Source organism: Stenotrophomonas sp. STEN020, from assembly GCF_056760195.1.
In genome coordinates this window covers 1-22,315 of sequence record NZ_JBRREI010000013.1, presented here as the reverse complement: position 1 = coordinate 22,315, position 22,315 = coordinate 1, and the positions used below count along the sequence as shown (strand labels likewise).

Sequence of the window (22,315 nt, the reverse complement as noted above, 5' to 3'; positions counted from 1 at the left end):
GCAATGCGGGAAACAGCAGAGTTGTATGCAACGGGCCGCGCAGTTCCATTCACGTGCCTTGATTCACCGAGGTCAGACCGCCACTCTATTGGCTTGCCCGGACAGTTGCGGAATGCCGCGTTCGGGCCACCAATCCTGACTTTCGCGAGTATACATGAGCACTTCCAGCCTCCCGACCAAGCACTCCCGCCTGTTGATCCTCGGCTCTGGCCCCGCCGGCTGGACCTCTGCGGTCTATGGCGCGCGCGCAAACCTGAAGCCGCTGGTCGTCACCGGCCTGCAGCAGGGTGGCCAGCTGATGACCACCACCGAGGTCGACAACTGGCCGGGCGATGCGCACGGCCTGATGGGGCCGGACCTGATGGCGCGCATGCAGGCGCATGCCGAGCGCTTCGAAACCGAAGTGGTGTTCGACCACATCCATACCGCCGATCTGTCCAAGCGCCCGTTCACCCTGACCGGTGACAGTGCGCAGTACACCGCCGATGCGCTGATCATCGCCACCGGCGCCACCGCCAAGTACCTGGGCATTCCGTCCGAGGAAGCCTTCAAGGGCCGCGGCGTCTCCGCCTGCGCCACCTGTGACGGTTTCTTCTACCGCGACCAGGATGTGGTCGTGGTTGGCGGCGGCAACACTGCCGTTGAAGAGGCGCTGTACCTGTCCAACATCGCCCGCAAGGTCTACCTGGTCCACCGCCGCGACACCTTGAAGGCGGAGAAGATCATGCAGGACAAGCTGTTCGCCAAGGTCGCGGCCGGCAAGATCGAAACCGTCTGGCACCACCAGGTCGACGAAGTGCTGGGCAATGACGCTGGCGTCACCGGCGTGCGCGTGAAGTCCACCCTGGACGGCAGCACCCGCGATATCGAAGCCCACGGCTTCTTCGTTGCCATCGGCCACCAGCCCAACACCGAACTGTTCACCGGCCAGCTGGCGATGAACAACGGCTACCTGGAAATCCGCTCGGGTCTGGGCGGCAATGCCACCATGACCTCGGTCGAAGGCGTGTTCGCCGCTGGCGACGTCGCCGACCAGCACTACCGCCAGGCCATCACCTCGGCCGGTTTCGGCTGCATGGCCGCGCTGGACGCCGAGCGCTTCCTGGACGAAAAGGGCGCCTGAGCGCCCCACCCCGCCAGCCTGCCATGGACAAGCTGATGCTCAAGCAGCTGCTGTTCCATGGCAGTTGGCTGGTCTTTCCTGTCATCGCCTGGCTGCTGTGGCGGTGGCGTAATCCGCGCCACCGGCCGATGCTTGCGGTGCTGCTGCTTGGATGCGGCGTGTTCGTCTGGGCACGCTTCATCGAGCCGCAGATGATCGTGATCAGGCACAGCACGCTGGGAGGTACCGGCACCGCTACACGTATCGCCCTGGTCAGTGACATCCACCTGGGTGTCTACAAGGATCGGCGCTTCCTTGAGCGACTGGTGAAGCGCATCAACGATCAGGATGTCCATGCGGTGGCGATCGCCGGCGACCTGACCTATGAGCCGCAAGACCTATCGTTGCAGGAATTGTTCGCGCCGCTGGCTGACCTGCGCGCGCCTGCGTTTGTGGTGCTCGGCAACCACGACCAGCAACAGCCCGGCCCGGACATCGACAAAGCCTTGCGTGCCGCACTCGCCGCGCACGGCATGAACGTTATCGAAGGACGTCTACTCAGGGACGCCGACGGCGTGAACTGGGCCGGCCTTGGAGACCGCTGGGCAGGCCGGGATGACGCGCGCTTCCTGCTCGGGGGCGAGGCACTGCTCGGCCCCACGATTGTCCTTGCCCATAACCCCGACAGTGCCATGCAGGTGTGCGCTGGCAATGTGGCCGTCGTGCTCGCCGGGCATACACATGGCGGACAGATCCGCATCCCCTGGCTGTATCGCAAGGTCATCCCGAGCGCTTATGGCTTTGATCGCGGCGAGCAGGTGATGGAGGGCGCTTGCGGTCCGATACGTGTTTTCACCACGAGTGGGGTCGGAGAGATCGGGCTGCCACTGCGCCTGTTCAACCCACCTGTCATCGACGTATTGACGCTGAACCCATGAGCCCGCCATTGCAACTGCGCATCCTGCACGACCTTGCAGCGTTGCGCGCCGCGCAGTGGGATGACCTGCATGACGGCAGCAATCCCTTCATCAGCCACGCCTTTCTCAGCGGGTTGGAGCAGCATGGCTGCCTGCGCCCGGAATGGGGCTGGCAGGCCCAGCATCTGAGCTTGTGGCGCGGCGAAGAGCTTGTCGCCGCCGCGCCGGGCTATCTGAAGCAGAACTCGCATGGCGAGTTCGTGTTCGATCATGCCTGGGCCAATGCTTATGCCCGGCACGGGCTGGAGTACTTCCCGAAGTGGCTGTGCGGCGTGCCCTACTCGCCGGTTACCGGGCCACGCCTGTTGGCTCGCAACGAAGTGAATCGTCGTGCGCTGATTGAGACGATTGTCAGCCATGTGCGTGACAACGACTTATCTTCGGCGCACATCAACTTCCATCTGGCCGATGAGAATCCCCTGTTCGGCGCACAGTGGCTGCAACGCGATGATGTGCAGTTCCAATGGCAGCGCCAGCCAGGCTGGGAGAACTTCGATGACTTCCTCGGCGCGATGGATCACAAACGCCGCAAGAACATCCGCCAGGAGCGCGCCAAGGTCGCTCGTGCAGGCATCAACTTCGTCGCGCGTCATGGCGATGAAGCCAGCGCGGATGAACTGCGCGCCATGCACAGCTTCTACCTGCAGACCTTTGCCGAGTACGGCAACGCGCCGGCGCTGACCTTGGCTTTTCTGCGCCACATGGCCGAGCAGATGTCGCGCCAACTGGTGCTGTTCCTGGCGATACAGGATGGCGAGCCGATCGCAGGCGCGCTGTGCCTTCGTGGCGCCGATACGCTGTACGGGCGTTACTGGGGCGGCGCCGCCCTGCCCGGCCTGCACTTCGAAACCTGCTACTACCAAGGCATCGAGTACTGCCTGCGCGAAGGCCTGCGGCGCTTCGAGCCCGGCGCACAGGGTGAACACAAGCTGGCGCGCGGCTTCCTTCCAACCCAGGTACGCAGCCATCATTGGCTCGCCCATCCGCAGTTCCGCGAGGCGGTGCATGACTGGTGCGATCAGGAGCGCAAGGATGTAGCGAGCTATATGGCTGACCTCCTGCGCCATTCACCCTTCAAGCAGGAAGATCCATCGCAATGAGCAACAAAGGTCCGTTCCTGCTGGACAGCGCAAGCGATGCGCCGTTCCCGCCTGCCGAACTTGCCTTGCAGGAGCCCGATGGTCTGCTGGCCATTGGCGGTGACCTGAACCCGGTGCGCCTGCTCAATGCCTATGCCGGCGGCATCTTCCCGTGGTTTTCCGAAGGCCAGCCACTGCTGTGGTGGTCGCCGGACCCGCGCATGGTGTTCCGCACCGATCAGGTCCACCTGTCCTCGCGCTTCCGGCGCGGGTTGCGCAATAGCAACTGGACGGTTCGCGCCGACACTGCCTTTTCCGAGGTCATGCAGGCTTGCGCCTTGGCGCCGCGACCCGGCCAGGACGGCACCTGGATCACCGCCGACATGCACCAGGCCTATGTCGCCCTGCACCAGCTCGGCTACGCGCACTCGGTTGAAGTATTCGATGGCGACGTGCTGGTTGGCGGCATCTATGGCGTCGCCATCGGCCAGATGTTCTTCGGCGAAAGCATGTTCAGCGGCCGCAGTGGCGGCTCGAAGGTGGCACTCGCGGCGCTGGCCTGCACCCTGGCCGAGTGGGGCTGGCCACTGATGGATGCGCAGGTGGAGAACCCGCACCTGCTGCGGATGGGCGCCGAGCACCTGCCCCGCGCTGTGTTTCTGGAGAGCGTGCGCGAACTGGTGCAGCGCCCCAGCGATGCCGGTAGCTGGACGCGCAGATTTGGCGAGCTGGCCGCCTCGGCATTGGCCTGAATGCAGGTGCTTAACGCAAACTTTGCATCCCGGCCCGCGACAGCGTAAAATGCCCGCCCTTAGGCCCATTGGCCGTCCGCAGAACCGCACAGGACTACATGTCGAAAGACGACTCCATTGAGTTCGAAGGCACCGTCAGCGAGACGTTGCCGAACACCACGTTCCGTGTTCGCTTGGAAAATGGGCATGAAATCATCGCCCACATCTCTGGCCGCATGCGCAAGAACTACATCCGCATCCTGACCGGTGACCGCGTCAAGGTTGAGATGACGCCGTACGACCTGACCAAGGGCCGCATCACCTACCGCATGAAGTAATGCGGTAAGTCGAGCGTTAGGAAAAAGCCAGCCCTCGCGCTGGCTTTTTCGCGTGGCTGGAACTGCCCCGTAGTGCCGAGCCATGCTCGGCAGAGGCGTTACCAGCAATGCCTTCTCTGTAGTGCCGAGCCACACACGGCCGCACACGAAACCCGAGAAAAACAAACACCCCAAAACGAAGCCCCAAACAAAAAACAACAAGCCCCCCCCCTCCCCAACCCTCCCCTACGCCTTCGGCGCAAGGGAGGGGCCAGAGCAAAAGAAAAAAAACCCCGCATCGTTGGATGCGGGGTTTTGTTTGCGCCGACACAATCCTGGCTTCGCGACTTACGCCGCTCCCACAGGAGCTGGCTTACACGGTCGCCGGCAACAGATGCTCCGGTTCGGACTCGGTATCCACGATCAGTTCGCCGTCGCGGACGTCGATGCTGACCTTGCCGCCGTTCAACAGCTTGCCGAACAGCAGTTCGTCGGCCAGCGGGCGCTTCACCTTGTCCTGGATCAGCCTGTACATCGGGCGAGCACCCATGTCGGCGTCGAAGCCGTGGTGGGCCAGCCATTCGCGGGCAGCCGGGGTGGCCGACAGCGACACGTGCTTGTCCTGCAGCAGCATTTCCAGCTCGATCAGGAACTTGTCCACCACCCGCAGGATGTGATCGAAGCCCAGCGGCTGGAACTGCACCACCGCGTCCAGACGGTTGCGGAACTCCGGGGTGAAGCTCTTGCGGATCACTTCCATCGCATCGGTTGCATGGTCCTGCTTCAAGAAGCCGATCGAGCGACGTGCCGCCTGGGTGGCACCGGCATTGGTGGTCATCACCAGGATCACGTTCTTGAAGTTGGCTTCGCGGCCATTGGTGTCAGTGAGCACACCGCGGTCCATTACCTGCAACAGGATGTTGAAGATGTCAGGGTGCGCTTTCTCCACCTCGTCCAGCAGCAGTACGCAGTGCGGGGTCTTGACGATCTTCTCGGTCAGCAGGCCGCCCTGGTCGAAACCGACATAGCCCGGAGGCGCACCGATCAGGCGGCTGACCGAATGCGGCTCCATGTACTCGGACATGTCAAAGCGCACCAGCTCGATACCCAACTGCAGGGCCAACTGACGGGTCACTTCGGTCTTGCCGACGCCAGTCGGACCGGCGAACAGGAAGTTGCCGATCGGCTTGTCCGGACTGGCGAGACCGGAACGCGATAGCTTGATCGCCGAAGCCAGCGATTCGATGCCTTGGTCCTGGCCGAAGATCACCATTTTCAGGTTGCGCTCCAGGTGCTGCAGCACATCCTTGTCGGTCGCAGTGACCTGCTTGGCCGGGATCCGCGCCATCTTGGCAACGATGGTCTCGATTTCCTCGACGTCGATGCGCTCCTTGCGCTGCCCTTCCGGCAGCAGGCGCTGGCGCGCACCGGCCTCATCGATCACGTCGATGGCCTTGTCCGGCAGCAGGCGATCAGCGATGTGCTTGACCGACAGATCCACTGCTGCCTGCAGCGCATCGTCGGCATAGGTCACACCGTGATGCGCTTCGTACTTGGGTCGCAGGCCCTTGAGGATCTCGTAGGTCTCACCAACGGTGGGCTCGACGATGTCGATCTTCTGGAAGCGCCGCGCCAAGGCGCGGTCCTTCTCGAAGATGCCGCGGTATTCCTGGAAGGTGGTCGAGCCGATGCAACGCAGTTCGCCCGAGGCCAGCGCCGGCTTGATCAGGTTGGACGCATCCATGGTGCCACCAGATGCAGAGCCAGCACCGATGATGGTATGGATCTCGTCGATGAACAGCACCGAATTGGGGATCTTCTTCAGCGCGGTAATAACGCCCTTCAGACGCTTCTCAAAGTCACCGCGGTACTTGGTGCCAGCCACCAGTGCGCCCAGATCCAGCGAATAGATCACCGCATCGGCAAGTACATCCGGTACTTCGCCGTCGACGATGCGCTTGGCCAGACCTTCGGCGATGGCGGTCTTGCCCACGCCGGCTTCGCCTACATACAGCGGGTTGTTCTTGCGGCGACGGCACAGTACCTGGATGGTGCGCTCGATCTCATCGCGGCGCCCAACCAGCGGATCGATCCGCCCGGCCTTGGCCTGCTCGTTGAGATTGCTGGCGAACTCGGCCAGCGAATCGCCCTTGCCTTCGCCATCACCGCCCTCAGCCCTGCCCTCGCCCTCAAGCGGGGAAGACATCTCCGGATCATCACCACTCTTGCCCACGCCGTGGGACAGGTAATTGACCACATCCAACCGGGTCACGTCCTGCTGGTTGAGGTAATAGACCGCGTGCGACTCTTTTTCGCCGAAGATCGCCACCAGCACGTTGGCACCGGTGACCTCTTTCTTGCCCGAGGACTGCACGTGGTACACCGCCCGCTGCAGTACCCGCTGGAAGCCCAGGGTGGGTTGGGTATCGCGGCCGTCGTCCTCGGCCAACAACGAGACCGAGGCATTGATCGCCTTCTCGAGCTCGCGCCCCAGGCGTTCCAAGTCCGCGCCGCATGCCTTGAGCACCGCCTGCGCCGAAGCATTCTCCAACAACGCCAACAATAGATGTTCAACCGTCATGTACTCATGACGTGCTTCTCGGGCGCGCTTGTAGCACTGACCAATGGTCTGCTCGAGGTCTTTACTGAACATAAGGCACTCCGGTTGCGGTTGGAGACAATATGCGGCCTGACAACGATTTTTCCAGCACCGTAATGACGAAGATGTAGACGTCAGGCCGCTAAACCCGGCAAATCGCCCGGACCTGTGAATACTGCATTCAGTTTCGACGCAGAAACAGGGGGCCGGGGTCGGATTGCGGGCATCAAGCGAAACGCTTCGTTCCGCCAACTCCGACTCTCTTACCCTGGCACACCTGCAGTTTTACAGCAGACCAGCGGTCACTGCTGCAGCGATGCTGATAACCGTGCCGCATGGGCAAAGAGCTGGGCGCACTGTCGGCGCCCAAGGCAGGCTCAGGCCCGCTCCATCGTGCACATCAGCGGGTGTTGGTTCATCCGCGAGAACTCGTTGACCTGCGCAACCTTGGTCTCGGCAACTTCGCGGGTGTACACGCCGCAGATGCCGCGACCGCGGGTATGGACGTGCAGCATCACCTGGGTCGCCTTGTCCATGTCCATGGAAAAGAAGCTCTGCAGGACGGTCACCACGAAGTCCATCGGGGTGTAATCGTCATTCAGCAGCATCACCTGGTACTGCGGCGGGGGCGCAACCTCGGGCTTGCCGGGGGCTACCAGCAGGCCGTGTTCGCTGTCGTGTTGGGTCTTCTGAGACATCCGTTGATTATAGCGGTTCCAGGTGGCTGTCTTTTGACCATTGGACGCCACCCCCCTCGCCCCCGCACAATTTGCAGGCTAACCATCCATTCCTTGGGGAAAAAATGAAGAAGTCTGTACTCAGCATCGCCTTGCTGGCCTTGGCCACGGCTGCCGTCGGGAGCGCTTTTGCCGGTGAACCGGACCGTGCGGTCGGTCGCGTGCTTGATACGCTCAAGTACAAGTACGAAGTGGACAGCGATGGCGACTACCAGCTGGTCTTTGAAATGGATGACGACCGTACCCAGCTGGTGTACGTGCGCTCCAATGTCGAGACCTACGGCAGTCATCACGTCCGTGAAATCTGGTCACCGGGCTACAAGTCCTCGGGCCCGCAGTTCCCGGCGCTGGTCGCCAACCGCCTGCTGGAGGACTCCAACGACTCCAAGCTCGGCGGCTGGGTGAAGCAGGGCGAAATTGCGATGTTCGTGGTCAAGGTTGACGCAGATGCCAGCGCGGAGGTGATTTCCGATGCCATCGACGCTGCCGCCAAGAGCGCCGATGCGATCGAACTGGAAATGACGTCCAAGGACGAGTACTGAGCGTGAATGCTTTGCAGTCCCAGCGATGGGCGCCACATGTGACCGTGGCCACCGTGGTCTCCCGCGCAGGGCAACTGCTGCTGGTAGAGGAAGAAAAGAACGGCCGGCGGGTATTGAACCAGCCGGCCGGCCATCTCGAGCCGGGCGAAAGCCTGCTCGAGGCGGCCGTACGTGAAACCCGCGAAGAAACCGGCTGGGAGGTGCGCCTGACCGGTTTCATTGGCAGTTATCAGTGGACGGCTGCCGATGGCACGCCGTTCCTGCGCTTCGCCTTCGCCGCCGAGCCGCTGCAGCACCACCCGGAGCAGGCGCTGGATACCGGCATCGTGCAGGCGCTGTGGATGAGCCCGGTTGCGCTACAGGCCGATATGGCGCGACTGCGCAGCCCGCTGGTCTGGCATACGATCTCCGACTGGCTGGCCGGGCAGCGCTACCCGCTTTCGATCGTGCGACAGGTGGCACCGTGAGTAATCCCAATATCGTGGTGGGCGTTTCCGGCGGCGTGGATTCCTCGGTGGCAGCACTCACCCTGGTCCAGCAAGGCCTGGATGTCGCCGGCTTGTTCATGCAGAACTGGGCTGACGATGGCACTGGCCACTGCCGTGCCGAGGACGATCGTCGCGACGCTGTGGCGGTCTGCGGGCGGCTCGACATTCCATTCCATTTCCGCGATTTCTCCAACGAATACTGGCAGGGCGTGTTCGAGCATTTCCTGGCCGAATATGCGGCAGGGCGCACGCCCAACCCGGACGTGCTGTGCAACCGCGAGGTCAAGTTCAAGCACTTCCTGGATGCCGCGCGCGAGCTGGGCGCCGAGCGCATCGCCACCGGCCACTACGCACAGGTCGACCACTCTGGCGGCCGCTGGCGCCTGCTGCGCGGTGCCGATCGCGGCAAGGACCAGAGCTACTTCCTGCACCAGCTGGGCCAGACCCAGCTGGCGGCTACCTTGTTCCCGATTGGGCACATGGAGAAGAGCGAGCTGCGCCGCATCGCCCGTGAGGCCGGCCTGCCGACCCATGCCAAGAAGGATTCGACGGGTATCTGCTTCATCGGTGAACGCGATTTCCGCGAGTTCCTTGGTCAGTATCTACCTGCCCGCGAAGGCGAGATCCACGACCCCGATGGCCAGCTGATCGCCCGTCACCCCGGCGTGTTCTATTTCACCCTGGGCCAGCGCGAAGGCCTGAATATCGGCGGCGTGCGCGGGCGCCCGGCGGCGCCGTGGTTCGTGGTTGGCAAGGACGTGGCGCGCAATATCCTGTACGTCGACCAGGGCCATGACAGCCCGTGGCTGCAGTCCAACTGGCTGCGCAGCGAAGCCATGCACTGGATTGCCGGCGCCCCACCCGCCCGTGAATTCGAGTGCACCGCGCAGACCCGCTACCGCCAACCGGACGAAGCCTGCACCGTGAAGGTACGTGATGACGGTACGCTGGACGTGCATTTCGCACGCCCGCAACGCGCCGTCACCCCCGGCCAGTCGCTGGTGTTGTACGACGGCATGGAATGCCTGGGCGGCGCAGTGATCGCTGCTACCGATGCACCCCTGGAGCGCCGTTTGGCTGCCCCTGTTTCCCCTTGAGAGATGACCATGACTTTTTCCATCGATGACCGCGTACTCGCCTTGGCAGGCATTGCCCAGGCCTTGCAGCAGGTACGCCGCATCGCAGAAACCGGCCATTCGGAGAGCGCTGTGGTGCGCACCGCAATGGACAGCGTGCTGCGTATTGATGCCAGCTCGCCCGCCGCGGTATACGGCAGTGCTACCCAGGTTGAGCCCGGCCTGCGCCTGCTGCGCGACTACTTCCGTAACCAGGGCAAGGACGATCTGCTGCCACGGCTTGCGCTGTCGGTGATGCAGCTGGAGCGCCGCTTCGTGCGCGAAGGCGCCACGGTCGACAAGGTTGAAGCCGGCATCGAGCGTGCCGCCAGCATCGCCCAGGACCGCGGCGACAGCTGCCACCCGGACGTGCTGAGTGCGATGGGTGCGCTGTATGCGGACACCATCAGCCAGCTCAAGCCGAAGATCATGGTGCAGGGCAACCCGCACTACCTGGGCCAGGCAATGGTGGTGTCGGAGATCCGTGCACTGCTGCTGGCCGCGGTACGCTCGGCGGTGCTGTGGCGCCAGCTGGGCGGCGCGTACTGGGATTTCCTGTTCTCGCGCAAAGCCATGCTCGAAGCCATCGAGCGCCGGCTGCGTTGAATCTGCAGGCCTGCAAGCGCTCCGCTTGTGGGCCTGCATCGCAAAACCTCCGGGGATTCACGCCAGTGGGCTAAAGACACCCTGCCCACTGCCGATACTGCATTCGTGACTCTCCCGAGAACGTCCATGTATTCACGTATTGCAATCCGTTTGGCAGCCCCGCTTGTCCTCACCCTTCTGGTTGTGGTCGCTGCCGCCCTGTCCTGGCCCTCCGCGGCCCTGTGGGCGATCCTGACCACCATGGTGTTGAGCTGGCTGGTGTTTGCCTGGTGGAGCGTGCATTCGCAAACCCAGCGCTCGCCTGAGCACGCCAAGGTACTGAAAGAGCAGGACCAGCTGCTCAACGAGCTGCGCAGCTTCGTCAGCAACGAAATCGACGGCTCGCGCAGCGAGATCGAGCGCGCCCGCGAACTGATCCGGCAAGCGGTCGGCGGCCTCGGTGGCAGCTTCGATGCGATGAGCCGCAAGTCACGCCAGCAGAGTCAGGCGCTGGCCCGCATCGTTGACCGCGCCGGTGATGAGGGTGGCGGTGGCAATGGTGGCGTCGACGTCGCCCGTTTCGCCCAGAACGCCAGCCACCAGATGGAACAGCTGGTGGAAGCGCTGGAGCAGGTCAGCGGCCAGAGCAGCAACACCGTGCAGCACATCGACCAGATGGCGCAGCACCTGGACGGTATTTTCGCCCTGCTCGAAGACGTCAAGTCGATTGCTGACCAGACCAACCTGCTGGCCTTGAATGCGGCCATTGAAGCGGCGCGTGCTGGCGAAGCCGGCCGTGGTTTCGCTGTGGTGGCCGACGAAGTGCGTAACCTCTCCGAGCGCTCCACCACCTTCAACGAGCAGATCCGCAAGCTGGCCCACAGCTCCAAGGACGCGATTGCCAAGGTGCGTGAAACCGTCACCCACATGGCCTCGCGCGATATGGACCGGTCCCGCGAAGCGCGCCATGAGGCCGCTTCGATGCTGGACAGCGTGGCTGCCATCAATGCCTCGCTGGGCGACGGCATGCGCGAGATCTCCGAGTGTGGCCGCGCCATCGACGGTAGCGTCGCTGAAGCCGTGCGCGCCCTGCAGTTCGAAGACATCGCCACCCAGGCCCTGGGCGGCGTGCATACCCACCTTGACCGTCTGGGTGCGATCAACCGCGAAGCCGTCGCGCTGCAGGAACTGCTGCACCGTAATGGCGGCGTGTTCGATGGCGAGATGGTCAGCGCGCTGCAGCGCACCGGCAACCGCCTGCGCGAGATGCGCGTGGAATGGGAGCGTCCGCCGCACAAGCCGGTGTCCCAGCAGAGCATGGGTGCAGGCACGGTGGAGTTGTTCTGACTTCACTCCGCACCCGTACTGCATCCGAGCCCCGGCCCTTGGCCGGGGCTTTGCTGTTGCTGCAACCGCGCTGATATATGCTGACATCCCGTTCCACTGCCAACAGCAACGCCGAGCCAGCATCTCAGGCTGATGACGCCATGCTTCCATCACCTACCGCCAACGGCAGTACGTTGAGCCGGCGCGAACAACTTGCGCGGCTGGAACAGCGTGCACAGCAAGAGCTGCTGGAGTTGCGTGCACTGCGCGATCAAGTCCAGTGCCCTGACCCTACCGCAGACTCAGATTGGCTGACAAGCTGCATCGACTGGGACCTGTCCGTTCCCTGAGCCCCGCTCGTGGTGCGCTGCGCATAGCCTGGCTCCATGTACGCGCACTGCCGTTTTGTGGGAGCGGCGTCAGCCGCGAAGCAACGACATCATCAGATGAAGGCCCGTCAGCATTGCCGGCTTCGCGGCTTGCGCCGCCCCCAAGATGCAATGAACAACCTGAGCTGGATCAGTGCAAGGCATCGGAGAGCTGGTGCTCTGCAGCCTTTGCCGTCGCGCCGCAATCTGTCCTTGGTGCGTTGCGCTTGGCTGGGCCACGCCCAGCCTTTTAATAGCCGCGAAGCACCGACGTCGCCAGATGAAGTCCTGTCAGCAACACCAGCTTCGTGGCTGACGCCGCTCCCACATCCAAGCAGAAATGTATTCAGAAATACAAACAAAGAGCCCGGTTGCGGATCAGGCAACCGGGCTCTTTGCTTTCTCTCGCCGACGATCAGTGGGTTGCGCTGATCGTCGTGATCGTTCCAAGGTTCGGCAATTCAAGTAGCTCGCCAGGGCCACTGCGCAACCACTGCACCATCTCGCGCGGCCGCAGTGGTCGCGAGAACAGATAGCCCTGCAGTTCGTCGCAGCCCTGCTGGATCAACATCGTCGCTTCGGCCGGGGTTTCTACGCCTTCGGCAACCACCAGCATGCCCAGTGCATGCCCTAGATGCACGATGGCCTGGGTGACCTCGGCGGTGCCGGCATCGTGCAGCATGCCTTGCACGAAGCTACGATCGATCTTCAGCCGCTGCACCGGAAAACGGTTCAGATAGTGCAGATTGGAGAAACCGGTACCGAAATCGTCCACAGCAAGTGGTATGCCGTGTTGCTCGAAGACGTCAAAACACTGGCGCAATGCATCGGTGTCCCGGATCAATGCCGACTCGGTCAGCTCCAGCTCCAAGCGCTGTGGTGGCCAGCCGTACTGTTGGCAGATGCTGACAACACGCTCGGCGAAGCCGCGATCACGTAGCTGCAATGCCGACACGTTGACTGCAATACGCTCGAACTTCAGCCCGGCCTGCTGCCAGACTACTGCTTGCCGGCAGACTTCCTGCAGCACCCAGTCGCCGATATGGATGATCTCGCCGCACTTCTCGGCAATCGGAATGAATTCGGCCGGGCTGCATGAGCCAATCCTGCCACTGTTCCAGCGCAGCAGCGCCTCGATCGAGGGGGTTGCATCGCCATTGGCGTGCACCAAAGGCTGGTAGACCAGGCTGAACTCGTCGCGCTCGACCGCACCATGCAGTGCATGTTCGATCTCGACCCGGCGCTGGGTACGCGCCAAAGCATCCTGGCTGTAGTACTGGTAGGTATTGCGGCCGGCTTCTTTGGCCGCATGCATCGCCGCATCGGCGGCACGCAGCAGACTGTCAAAGTCGCTGCGCCCTTCGTCCAGCAATGCGATACCTACGCTGGCACCAACCTTCAAGGTGACATCCTCGCGGTAGAGCGGCTCCGCCAACGAGGCAATCAGCTTGCGTGCCACATGCCCGGCGTCGTCCGGCTCAACCAGGTTGCGCAGAATCACGATGAACTCATCGCCATTGAAGCGGGCGAACAGATCGGCATTGCGCAGGTTCTGGTGCAGGCGCGCCGCGGCGGCCTTCAGCAGCATGTCACCGGTGGCGTGACCGAAGGTGTCGTTGATGCTCTTGAAGCCATCCAGATCGATGAACAGCATTGCCAGGATGGCACCGCGTTCGCGTGCCTCGATGATCGCTTCCGAACCCTGCTCACGCAGCAGCATGCGATTGGGCAGGCCGGTCAGCAGGTCGTAATGCGCCAACAGTTCCAGCCGCTCATCGGCTTCGCGTTCGCGGGTGATATCGCGGAACAGCACCACAAAGCGCTCAGGCAGGCCGTCGCGTTGATCCAGTTCGATCAGCACCTGCACCCATACCCGTTGCCCGGAGGGGCGATAGAAACACAGATCAAGCTGCTCTGGCAGCCCGCCTTCGGCGATGCGCAGCAACGCCGACTCAAAATTGTCGCGCGAGTCCGGGATGTACAGGTCCAATGCCTGGTCCAGGGTCACCGGTGCCTTGCGCAGGCCGTGGATGCGGTAGCACTCCTCGGTCCATTGCATTGCGCGGGTACTCACCTCGATCTCGCAGCCGCCAATACGGCCCAGTGCGGACACCCGGTTCAGCAATTCGGTACGCCAGCGTATCAAGGCATCGGTACGGCGTTGATTGCTGATGTTCTGCACCTGCCCCAACACCCGGTGCAGGCAGCCAGCGGCGTCGTAATCAAGCTCCACCCAGATGCGCAGCTGCTGCTGGGTCACCGGGTCGCGCCCCCAGGTGATATCGAAGCTTCCACCTTTGGCCTCATCCAGAACGCGCCGCCAGCTGCAGAACAGATGCGTGCGGGCGTCGCTGGCAAGGTTGCGCAACCACTGCCGCCCGGTCGGTAGTGCGGCATCGCTCCAGCCAATTGCGGCAGCGAATTCCTCAGACCACTGCACGCGCTTACGCTGCGGTTCCCATACCCAGCTGCCCATGCCGGCGACGCGCTGCGCGCGGCGCAACAAGGCCTGCTGCGAACGCAGCTCGTCCTCCAGCGATTTCTGTTGCTGGATGTCGGTATAGGTGCCAACCATCCGCAACGGCTGGCCATCGCCAGCACGGGTGACTACCTGACCGCGGTCCAGCACCCACCGCCAGCTGCCGTCGGCCTGACGCAGCCGAAACTGACAGGCAAAGGGCACCCGCGGGTCATGCAGGTGCGCGGCAATGGCCTGGCGCAGCAGTAGCTGGTCTTCCGGATGTGCTTCATCAAGCAGGCCGATGCCGGGCTGCGCCGCATTGGGGACATGCGCCGGGCTGGCGCGGGTAACCGCATCGCTGACGATATCCCAGTCCCAGAGGCTATGTCCTGCCGACTCCATTGCCATCGCCCATCGGGCATTGCGCGCCTCAGTGTCGCTGGCCACGGAATACAGATAGCCCAATGGGGTCGCAGAGGGCGACTGAACCACACTGAGCCAACCGTCCAGCCGCTGACCGGTCCCCGGCAGCGGGCAGGCCACTGCCTCGTGCTGATCCAGTCCCTGGCGGATGCCGGCAAGTTGCAAGCAATAACGTGACAGGCGTTCGGGCAGGCCAAGCTCTCTGGCCATGCCATTGGCGGCCAATGGTTGCCCGTCCGTGTCCAACAGCACAACGGCCGCGTTCAACGGATGACGAAGCAGGCTAGCTATGACGCCGCGATCCACGCGATCTATCTCCATGCCCGACAAACCGGGTACCCATTCGATAACGGCACCAACTCGGCAGAATTGAGCACTTCGTCGTGCGCTCTGTGCACAAGCCGTTAAACTGGGGCGACGCTTGTCCAAACCCCCTCTCACCATGCAAGCCGATCCGGCCTCTTCCGCTCCATCCGTGCCCGTCGCCTCCCCGCGGCGGCGCGCATGCACGCTTTGGTTGCTTGCCGGAGCCGCTTTTTTGGCGGCCGGCCTCGTGGCACTGTCGGCAAGCGACACGGAATCATCCGGCTGGCGGACACAAAGTGTGACGGCGATCGCGGTGGCAATTTGTGCGACGCTCCTTTTGCTCTGGTGGCAGCTCTGGTCATCAAAACCAGCCAACAGCTCCGGCCAGCCGTCGCCTGCCGAGTTCGAGCAGTTGGCGGCGCTGCTGCCGGACGGCGTTGTGATCGCTGACGGCGATACAGTTGTCTATGCCAATCCAGCTGCAAGCAACATTCTGGGCATTGGCGGCGGGCGCGGCGACGGTGCCGTCCAGTTGCTGGCCGGCTTGAGCGGCCATGGCCCGCGTTCGAGCAGTAGCGAACTGCCGGTGCAGCTGTCACGGATGGGCGGCGAGCCTTTCCACGCCATGGTGATCACCCAGCAACTGCAACATGGCGGCAGGACCCGCCAGCTTTCTGTCATTCGCGACTTGAGTGAGCTGGAGCACGGCAGGCTTGCCTTGGCCACCAGTAACGCCGAGCTGCAAGCCATGGCGGGTCGCTTGTTCTCCTTGCAGGAGGATGAGCGGCGCTCGATTTCACGTGATCTGCATGACGATATCGGCCAGGCCATCACCGCGATGAAGCTGGCCGCCTGCGCCGCGCGCGATGAGGACAACAAGCCACGGCGGCAGGACGATATCGACCAGATCATCGAGCTGGCAGACAGCACTGTGATCAAGCTACGGAATCTGTCGATGCTGTTGCGGCCACCGCAGCTCGATGCCCTTGGCCTGGAAGCTGCGCTGCGTTGGCAAGCGGGCCTGCTGTTCCGCTCCACTGATGTGGAGTTGCTGCTGGATGTTGCCGCGCTGCCGCGCCGCCCCAGCAACGAGGTCGAGCAGGCGTGTTTCCGTATTGCCCAGGAAAGCCTGACCAACGCACTGCGCCACGCCAGCGCAAGCCAGGTATCGCTGTCGTTGCGCAACAGCAACAATGGCGATCTGCACCTGCAGGTGGTGGACGATGGCGAAGGCTTTGACCCTGCCGGGCCGCGCGGCCTTGGCATGATCGTGATGCGTGAGCGCGCCCAGAGTGCGGGCGGCAGCCTGCATATCGAGACCGCGCCGGGCGCCGGCACCCGTATTGATCTGCGTTTACCCTACGCAATGGACGCACTGTGACTCCCCAAGGACCCCGCCCGATGTGGAATACCAGCCCCCCTTCGCTTGGTGACCGCAATGACGCGCGCCCTGCCCGACTGGGCGCCGGCAATCCGGAACTGGCAACCCTGGTGGATGCCGCCAACCGTACCGGCACGTCGCTGATGCTGCTGCATCTGGATATCGACCACTTTGCCTCGGTCAACGAGAACATGAGTGCCGAGGTGGGTGACCAGGCCTTGATCCTGATTGCTGAACGTCTGCGCGGATTTCTCGGTGAACGCGGCAAGCTGTGGCGGCACGGCAGCGATGAATTCCTGATCGCGGTACCCCGCGGCAGCCAGACGCCCGCACCGGAAGATTTTGCCGAGCAGGTACGCCAGCAGATCGAGCTGCCTCTATCGGTACTGCCGTACACCCTGTTCCTGACCGCCAAGATCGGGGTTGGTCTCTGCCCGGAGCATTCCAACACCGCTACCGGAGTGCTGGATCTGGCCGAGGATGCCCTGCACCAGGCCGGTCGCGAAGGCGGCAATGCGGTTCATGTGCACGTGCTGCACAAACCCAGCAGCGCCCACAGCGAAAGCATCATCTCGCGGCAACTGGTGGACGCCATCGACAACGGTGAGCTTCGCCTGCGCTACCAGCCACTGGTCAGCGCCCGCGATGGTCACGTCATGGGCATGGAGGCGCTGCTGCGCTGGCAATCCCCTACCCTGGGCATGCTGGTACCCGAGCGCTTCATGCGCACCGCCGAGCGGCTGGGCATCATCGTGCAGATCGGCGCTTGGGTGCTGGAAACCACCCTCCGCCAAGCCAAGGTCTGGCGCGATCAGGGCTTCGAAGACTTCAACGTCGCGGTCAACGTGTCGACCCTGCAGTTGCTGCGCCCGAACTTCTTCACCGAAGTGATGGCGATGCTGCAGTCCATCGGCGTGCCGGCACGCATGCTGACCCTGGAAATCAACGAGAGCGCGCTGACCAACAACGTCAACTTCGTCCACGAAACCCTGGCCAACCTGCGCAACGAAGGTATCAGCCTGTGCCTGGACAACTTCGGCACCGGTGACTCGAGCTTGAGCGCGCTGGTCCGTTATCCGGTGGACAAGCTCAAGATCGACCGTAGCTTCATCAAGAGCGCGCCCGCCGCAAACCGCGAGGCCGCGATCAGCCGCGCCATCATCGCGATGGGTCACCAGTTGGGCATGACGGTGATCGCCAACGGCGTCGAGTCGCAGGCCCAGCTGGGCTTCCTGCGCCGCAATGACTGCGATGTGTTCCAGGGCTATCTGTTTGGCGAGCCGATGTCGGCCGACGCCGCCGGCATGACCCTGCGTCGACGCTACCTGCGACCGGAAGCCTTCGCCGAGACCCGCCCTGACCGCACCTTGTTGCTGCTGGACGACGAAGAAAACGTACTGCGCTCGCTGGTGCGCCTGTTCCGCCGCGATGGCTACCGAATCCTCGCCGCCGGCAATGTACGTGACGCCTTTGATCTGCTGGCGATCAACGACGTACAGGTGATCCTGTCCGATCAGCGCATGAGTGACATGAGCGGCACCGAGTTCCTTGGCCGGGTAAAGATGCTGTATCCGGACACGATCCGTCTGGTGCTCTCAGGCTATACCGACCTGAACACCGTCACCGATGCGATCAACCGTGGTGCGATCTATCGGTTCCTGACTAAACCCTGGAACGACGACGACCTGCGCGAGCATATCCGCCAGGCGTTCCGCACACATGATGAAAAACAGGGTGTGGGGACGGCGTAGGCATTTGGACGCTTTTGATCTCTTGTAGGAGCGGCGTCAGCCGCGAAGCTACTGATGACTGGGGTCAGCATGCATCCGCCGCAATTGCACGATGCATCGACGAAAGGGCCATTGCAGGGGATCGCTTATCGCGGATACCGCGACGACTGGTACAACGCCAGCTTCGCGGCTTACGCCGCTCCTACTTCGGCTGACGGATCGGCAGCACGATACGGAAGCAGGAGCCCTCGCCTACCGTGCTGTCCAGGTCGATGCGGCCGTGGTGCTTGTTGATGATGCCGTAGGAGATCGACAAGCCAAGACCAGTGCCGCTGCCAACCGGCTTGGTGGTGAAGAACGGGTCGAAAATGCGCTGGCGCAGCTCGGGGGAGATTCCGGCGCCGTCATCCTTGAACTCAACCCAGACTTCATCACCACTGACCCCGGTGCTGACCACGATATTGCCGCGATCAGCGATGGCATGACCGGCATTGAGCAGCAGGTTCATATAGACCTGGTTGAGCTCGGACGGCAGGCATTCGATCATCGGCAGTTCGCCGTAGTGACGCTCCAACGTGACCTTGTACTTGAGCTCGTTCCAGATGATGTTGATGGTCGATTCGAGACCAGCATGCAGGTCGACCAGCTTCCACGACTCGTCGCGGCCGGAGTACGAGAAGTCCTTGAGATCGCGCACGATGCGGGTAACCCGCTCGATGCCCTCGCGTGATTCAGCCATCAGCTGCGGCAGGTCGCGGCTGATGAAATCGATGTCCAGGCGGTCGCGGATATCGTCGATTTCCGGAATCAAGGCCTTCGGATCAGGTGCCCGCAAGGCCCGCTCATAGGCTTCGATCACCGTGAACAGGCTGCGTAGATACTCCTGCAGGCTGCCCAGATTGGAGTGGACGTAGCCGATCGGGTTGTTGATTTCGTGGGCAACGCCAGCGGCTAGCTGGCCGATGGAGGCCATTTTCTCGGACTGCAGCAGTTTTTCCTGGGTGCCGTTCAAGCGCAGATAGGCTTGGCGAAGCTCGGCATGGCGCTGCTGCAGCTCGCGCTCATAGTCCTCAGGGCCGTCTATGTGCTGGAACAGGGCTAGAAAAGCCTCGCCGACCTCGTCGCTGTGATGATGCAGGTGCAGAGTGATGACCCGTTCACCGACCGGCAGGCTACCGACCCAACTACCCGAATCGCGGGCCTGCGACAGCGCGAATGGAGGCAACAAGGCCTCAAGCTGGCGGCCAAGATCAATACTTCCGGGGCCATCCACGCCAAACAACTCGCGCACCAGACCGTTGGCGATGCTGACTTCGAACTTGCCGTTGAACACCAGCATCCCGTGCTGGACGCGCTCGCCGAGGGCTCGCAATGTGGCCGCCGAAGGGGTTGGCATGAGGATGCTGCTATCGATCTGGGTCACGGCGTTCGGGACAGGCTAGGAACAGGCCGCCACTATAGCCGGATGTGGGTACTCGATCGCGGCGCGGGCGCCGCTTTTGAAACAGATCAGGCTACAGCCAACGGCCGTCGCGCATGCACGGTTTGTGCCTGGCCTTTGGCATCGTAAGAGGGCGCATTCTCACTACGACCCAGCTGACGGAGCGCCCAGTTGACCTCGCGACGGCGGCGCGCCAGCAATACGCCATTGGCGTGGTTGCGCTCTGCCAGCTCCTTGAGCTTTTCAGCCTCGTGCAGCGGCGGCTGCCGCTCCAGCTCGCGCAGGGCTTCCAGCTTGTTGCCAGTGGCGGCAACCAAGGCCGGCACGTCGTGCTCGGCCAAGGCGCGCTGTTCGCGGTCAAGCGCCTCGCTCAGACGCTGCAACGGGTCGCCCATGGACAGGTTCATCCCTGCAACTGCTGGTCCAGGCCCAGCATGCGCGTGGCAATGGCATCGGGATTGATCTTGTAGCTGCCGTTTTCCAGCGCCTCGCGCACGGCTTGCACACGGGCCTGGTCGATGGCCGGGGCGGCGCTCAGCTCACGCTGTACGGCCTGCAGCTGGGTGGCCTCACCGGTCAGGCGCACGCTGTCGGCGGCCTCAACGGGCTTGGGCTTGGCATCGCCTGCGGCGGCCACTTTGGTGTTGATGGCTACGCTGCGCAGCTGCGCTGCGGCCGGAATACCACCGTCGATTTTCTGGCTCATGTGATGGAGTCCTGATTCGGTTCAAAAACGATAACGGCAATGCCCGGGGATTCTTTAGCGATTTATCGGCTGACCAACACGTCGCCGGCAGGGGTGGCAATTCCCTGCATCACCCGGCGTGAAGACAGGTTCTCGACCGAGACCCGCTCGCCCTCACCCGCATCCCCCAGCGCCTTGCCCGCCATCCGCACTTCTACCCCGCCCCGGCGCGACACCAGGGCGACATTATCGCCACGACGGACGGTGCGAGGCGCAACCAGGTCTGTCGCCGATAGCAGGCTGCCGGCGCTCAATGCACGCCGTGCGACCCGGCCCACGGCCGCCTCCGGCTTCAACAACACTGCACCGGCCAAACGTGCTGTATCACGCTTGACGCTGCTTATATCGGCCGGCGCCAGGGTTTCTCCAGCAGCCACGCCGCGTGCCAGCACCAGCACCTGCTGCTCACGGCGGACCTTGACCGGGACAAACAATCGCCAACCGCCAGCCTGTGGGCAGGTGACCTCGACGGTCGTGTTGGCGGTAACGCTGGCCTGCAATGGTTGCGCACACGCTGGCAGGCGCAGGTTCGCGTCCAGAATGGCCTCCCCGCTCTCTCCAGCCGCCAAAGTGGCCAAAGCCGCGGCTCGGATGGTTTCCACCGGCTGGAACGCGGCAGCCAAAGCCAGCGAAGGCAACAACAGGCATATAAGTAAGAGTAAGCGCATCGGTCGCGGCCACCCGGCTCTGGAATAGTTCGATGGATCCAGCTGCAAGTGCTGTGCCACTCTGGACCGGCGGCGGCACTCAAGTTACAGCCACCCGCCGCCGATACAGCACTTATGTCACAAGACCTGCTCAACCGAATTGACCAGCGCACCCGGCTGGCCGGCCACAACCGCCTTGCGCTGCTGCTGTTCCGCCTTGGCGGTCGTCAGCTTTTTGGCGTGAATGTATTCAAGGTGCAGGAAGTGCTGCGCCGCCCAGCATTGTTCCAGGTGCCCGGCCTGCCCGCCCAGTTCGCCGGCGTGGCTGATGTGCGCGGCCGCTCGGTGCCGGTATTGGACCTTGGCCTTGCCATCGGGCACCCTGAGCGCGAGCCCGAGGCGGACACCTCACCGGGTTACCTGGTGGTGACCGAGTTCAATCGCTCGGTACAGGGTTTTCTGGTCAGCGGGGTTGAACGCATCGTCAATATCGCGGTGGAAGATATCCACCCGCCGCCGGAATTGGGCGCCGAATCGACGTATTTGACTGCCGTTACCCGCTTTCAGGGTGAGTTGATCCAGGTCATCGACGTAGAAAGCGTGCTCGCAGACATCGCCCAGGTACGCAGCGAAGCGGTGCTCGATCCATCCATGGCACTGCCCGACGACGCTCCAGCGATGCAGGTCCTGGTGGTCGATGATTCCCGCGTCGCCCGCCAGCAGATCCGCAGCGTGCTGGACCAGTTGGGGGTGAGCGCCACCCTGCTCTCCGACGGCAAGCAGGCACTGGAACACCTATTGCAGATCCATGCCTCGGGCGAGAACCCGGCCGAGCGCTACGCCATGGTGATCTCCGATATCGAGATGCCAGCGATGGACGGCTACACCCTGACGACGGAAATCCGCCGCCATGCAGGGTTGGCCGGCCTGTACGTGCTGCTGCACACCTCGTTGTCGGGCGTTTTCAACAACGCCATGGTGGAACGGGTGGGTGCCAATGCCTTCGTGGCCAAGTACAGCCCGCATGAGCTGGCTGATTTCGTCCTGCAGCGTCTGCGCCATGTGGCCCAGACGCAGTACGCGTATAGCTGAGTCTGGCCTGCTGTAGTGGGGGGGGGGGGGGGGGGGGGGGGGGGAGGGGGGGAGGGCACCACGCCCCCCCAGCACACCGCCCCCCCCCCCCCCCCCCCAACCCCACCAGAACCGAGCCGGGGG

General features: G+C 63.1%; 20 protein-coding genes and 1 pseudogene. 14 read left to right on the top strand and 7 right to left on the bottom strand.

Annotated elements, in window-relative coordinates; translation table 11 throughout:
• Positions 1-154: 154 nt before the first annotated feature.
• The 5 genes from trxB (at position 155) to infA (ending at position 4,227) form a co-directional block, all read left to right on the top strand.
• Positions 155-1,123, top strand: a complete 969-nt coding sequence (trxB, locus tag ACVOLZ_RS07660; RefSeq protein ID WP_282270462.1) for a thioredoxin-disulfide reductase — start codon at positions 155-157, stop codon at positions 1,121-1,123.
• Between the two features lie 23 nt (positions 1,124-1,146).
• Entirely contained in the window at positions 1,147-2,040 is an 894-nt protein-coding gene (locus ACVOLZ_RS07655) for a metallophosphoesterase (RefSeq protein WP_481515657.1), read from the top strand.
• Positions 2,037-3,179 carry a GNAT family N-acetyltransferase gene (locus ACVOLZ_RS07650; RefSeq protein WP_481515656.1) on the top strand — a complete coding sequence of 381 codons (1,143 nt, stop codon included), beginning with the start codon at positions 2,037-2,039 and terminating at the stop codon, positions 3,177-3,179. Before ACVOLZ_RS07655 ends, ACVOLZ_RS07650 begins: the two co-directional genes overlap by 4 nt.
• Positions 3,176-3,910: a leucyl/phenylalanyl-tRNA--protein transferase gene (aat, locus tag ACVOLZ_RS07645; RefSeq protein WP_481515655.1), complete on the top strand. Its 735-nt coding sequence runs from the start codon at positions 3,176-3,178 to the stop codon at positions 3,908-3,910. The genes ACVOLZ_RS07650 and aat overlap by 4 nt, the downstream gene beginning before the upstream one ends.
• Positions 3,911-4,008: 98 nt before the next feature.
• Positions 4,009-4,227, top strand: coding sequence for a translation initiation factor IF-1 (gene infA / locus ACVOLZ_RS07640; protein ID WP_005409596.1), 219 nt, complete (start codon positions 4,009-4,011; stop codon positions 4,225-4,227).
• A 352-nt stretch (positions 4,228-4,579) separates the two neighbouring features.
• Here the strand turns inward: infA and clpA are convergent, their stop codons facing one another.
• Positions 4,580-6,859, bottom strand: coding sequence for an ATP-dependent Clp protease ATP-binding subunit ClpA (clpA, locus tag ACVOLZ_RS07635; protein WP_481515654.1), 2,280 nt, complete (start codon positions 6,857-6,859; stop codon positions 4,580-4,582).
• A gap of 323 nt (positions 6,860-7,182) precedes the next feature.
• Entirely contained in the window at positions 7,183-7,503 is a 321-nt protein-coding gene (clpS, locus tag ACVOLZ_RS07630; protein ID WP_282272346.1) for an ATP-dependent Clp protease adapter ClpS, read from the bottom strand.
• A 104-nt stretch (positions 7,504-7,607) separates the two neighbouring features.
• Here clpS and ACVOLZ_RS07625 point away from each other — a divergent pair, with 104 nt between their 5' ends.
• From ACVOLZ_RS07625 to ACVOLZ_RS07600, 6 genes are all read left to right on the top strand, one after another.
• Positions 7,608-8,084 (top strand): type III secretion system chaperone family protein, encoded by a 477-nt coding sequence (locus ACVOLZ_RS07625; RefSeq protein ID WP_481515653.1) that lies wholly within the window; start codon positions 7,608-7,610, stop codon positions 8,082-8,084.
• Between the two features lie 2 nt (positions 8,085-8,086).
• On the top strand, positions 8,087-8,551 hold the full coding sequence (locus ACVOLZ_RS07620) for an NUDIX hydrolase (RefSeq protein WP_481515652.1): 465 nt from the start codon (positions 8,087-8,089) through the stop codon (positions 8,549-8,551).
• Positions 8,548-9,669 carry a tRNA 2-thiouridine(34) synthase MnmA gene (gene mnmA / locus ACVOLZ_RS07615; RefSeq protein WP_481515651.1) on the top strand — a complete coding sequence of 374 codons (1,122 nt, stop codon included), beginning with the start codon at positions 8,548-8,550 and terminating at the stop codon, positions 9,667-9,669. The genes ACVOLZ_RS07620 and mnmA overlap by 4 nt, the downstream gene beginning before the upstream one ends.
• 9 nt (positions 9,670-9,678) lie before the next feature.
• Entirely contained in the window at positions 9,679-10,293 is a 615-nt protein-coding gene (hflD, locus tag ACVOLZ_RS07610; RefSeq protein WP_481515650.1) for a high frequency lysogenization protein HflD, read from the top strand.
• Positions 10,294-10,419: 126 nt separating this feature from the next.
• The gene (locus tag ACVOLZ_RS07605; RefSeq protein ID WP_481515649.1) at positions 10,420-11,619 is read left to right on the top strand and encodes a methyl-accepting chemotaxis protein; all 1,200 of its coding nucleotides are present in this window, start codon (positions 10,420-10,422) and stop codon (positions 11,617-11,619) included.
• 77 nt (positions 11,620-11,696) lie between these two features.
• Complete coding sequence (locus tag ACVOLZ_RS07600; RefSeq protein WP_481515648.1) at positions 11,697-11,948, top strand: hypothetical protein; 252 nt, start codon at positions 11,697-11,699, stop codon at positions 11,946-11,948.
• A gap of 433 nt (positions 11,949-12,381) precedes the next feature.
• On the opposite strand, the gene ACVOLZ_RS07595 is transcribed toward ACVOLZ_RS07600, so the two are convergent.
• On the bottom strand, positions 12,382-15,156 hold the full coding sequence (locus tag ACVOLZ_RS07595) for a bifunctional diguanylate cyclase/phosphodiesterase (RefSeq protein ID WP_481515720.1): 2,775 nt from the start codon (positions 15,154-15,156) through the stop codon (positions 12,382-12,384).
• 400 nt (positions 15,157-15,556) lie between these two features.
• Here ACVOLZ_RS07595 and ACVOLZ_RS07590 point away from each other — a divergent pair.
• Positions 15,557-16,537, top strand: a pseudogene (locus ACVOLZ_RS07590) (sensor histidine kinase); the annotation flags it as partial.
• A 20-nt stretch (positions 16,538-16,557) separates the two neighbouring features.
• Positions 16,558-18,288, top strand: a complete 1,731-nt coding sequence (locus tag ACVOLZ_RS07585; RefSeq protein ID WP_481515647.1) for an EAL domain-containing protein — start codon at positions 16,558-16,560, stop codon at positions 18,286-18,288.
• A gap of 181 nt (positions 18,289-18,469) precedes the next feature.
• Here ACVOLZ_RS07585 and ACVOLZ_RS07580 read toward each other — a convergent pair whose 3' ends face one another.
• From ACVOLZ_RS07580 to flgA, 4 genes are all read right to left on the bottom strand, one after another.
• Positions 18,470-19,690: an ATP-binding protein gene (locus ACVOLZ_RS07580; protein WP_481515646.1), complete on the bottom strand. Its 1,221-nt coding sequence runs from the start codon at positions 19,688-19,690 to the stop codon at positions 18,470-18,472.
• A gap of 86 nt (positions 19,691-19,776) precedes the next feature.
• On the bottom strand, positions 19,777-20,109 hold the full coding sequence (locus ACVOLZ_RS07575; RefSeq protein WP_481515719.1) for a flagellar protein FlgN: 333 nt from the start codon (positions 20,107-20,109) through the stop codon (positions 19,777-19,779).
• 2 nt (positions 20,110-20,111) lie between these two features.
• The gene (gene flgM / locus ACVOLZ_RS07570; RefSeq protein WP_481510927.1) at positions 20,112-20,414 is read right to left on the bottom strand and encodes a flagellar biosynthesis anti-sigma factor FlgM; all 303 of its coding nucleotides are present in this window, start codon (positions 20,412-20,414) and stop codon (positions 20,112-20,114) included.
• Between the two features lie 62 nt (positions 20,415-20,476).
• Positions 20,477-21,121: a flagellar basal body P-ring formation chaperone FlgA gene (gene flgA / locus ACVOLZ_RS07565; protein WP_481515645.1), complete on the bottom strand. Its 645-nt coding sequence runs from the start codon at positions 21,119-21,121 to the stop codon at positions 20,477-20,479.
• Positions 21,122-21,235: 114 nt separating this feature from the next.
• On the opposite strand from flgA, the gene ACVOLZ_RS07560 reads away from it, so the two are divergent.
• The gene (locus tag ACVOLZ_RS07560; RefSeq protein ID WP_481515644.1) at positions 21,236-22,192 is read left to right on the top strand and encodes a chemotaxis protein; all 957 of its coding nucleotides are present in this window, start codon (positions 21,236-21,238) and stop codon (positions 22,190-22,192) included.
• The last annotated feature ends 123 nt before the right edge of the window (positions 22,193-22,315 follow it).

What these genes read in the sequence shown, in the direction of transcription:
- trxB (WP_282270462.1), top strand. Translation starts at nt 155, where the DNA reads ATGAGCACTTCCAGCCTCCCGACCAAGCACTCCCGCCTGTTGATCCTC.
- ACVOLZ_RS07655 (WP_481515657.1), top strand. Translation starts at nt 1,147, where the DNA reads ATGGACAAGCTGATGCTCAAGCAGCTGCTGTTCCATGGCAGTTGGCTG.
- ACVOLZ_RS07650 (WP_481515656.1), top strand. Translation starts at nt 2,037, where the DNA reads ATGAGCCCGCCATTGCAACTGCGCATCCTGCACGACCTTGCAGCGTTG.
- aat (WP_481515655.1), top strand. Translation starts at nt 3,176, where the DNA reads ATGAGCAACAAAGGTCCGTTCCTGCTGGACAGCGCAAGCGATGCGCCG.
- infA (WP_005409596.1), top strand. Translation starts at nt 4,009, where the DNA reads ATGTCGAAAGACGACTCCATTGAGTTCGAAGGCACCGTCAGCGAGACG.
- clpA (WP_481515654.1), bottom strand. Translation starts at nt 6,859, where the DNA reads ATGTTCAGTAAAGACCTCGAGCAGACCATTGGTCAGTGCTACAAGCGC.
- clpS (WP_282272346.1), bottom strand. Translation starts at nt 7,503, where the DNA reads ATGTCTCAGAAGACCCAACACGACAGCGAACACGGCCTGCTGGTAGCC.
- ACVOLZ_RS07625 (WP_481515653.1), top strand. Translation starts at nt 7,608, where the DNA reads ATGAAGAAGTCTGTACTCAGCATCGCCTTGCTGGCCTTGGCCACGGCT.
- hflD (WP_481515650.1), top strand. Translation starts at nt 9,679, where the DNA reads ATGACTTTTTCCATCGATGACCGCGTACTCGCCTTGGCAGGCATTGCC.
- ACVOLZ_RS07605 (WP_481515649.1), top strand. Translation starts at nt 10,420, where the DNA reads ATGTATTCACGTATTGCAATCCGTTTGGCAGCCCCGCTTGTCCTCACC.
- ACVOLZ_RS07600 (WP_481515648.1), top strand. Translation starts at nt 11,697, where the DNA reads ATGCTGACATCCCGTTCCACTGCCAACAGCAACGCCGAGCCAGCATCT.
- ACVOLZ_RS07585 (WP_481515647.1), top strand. Translation starts at nt 16,558, where the DNA reads ATGTGGAATACCAGCCCCCCTTCGCTTGGTGACCGCAATGACGCGCGC.
- flgM (WP_481510927.1), bottom strand. Translation starts at nt 20,414, where the DNA reads ATGAGCCAGAAAATCGACGGTGGTATTCCGGCCGCAGCGCAGCTGCGC.
- flgA (WP_481515645.1), bottom strand. Translation starts at nt 21,121, where the DNA reads ATGCGCTTACTCTTACTTATATGCCTGTTGTTGCCTTCGCTGGCTTTG.
- ACVOLZ_RS07560 (WP_481515644.1), top strand. Translation starts at nt 21,236, where the DNA reads ATGTCACAAGACCTGCTCAACCGAATTGACCAGCGCACCCGGCTGGCC.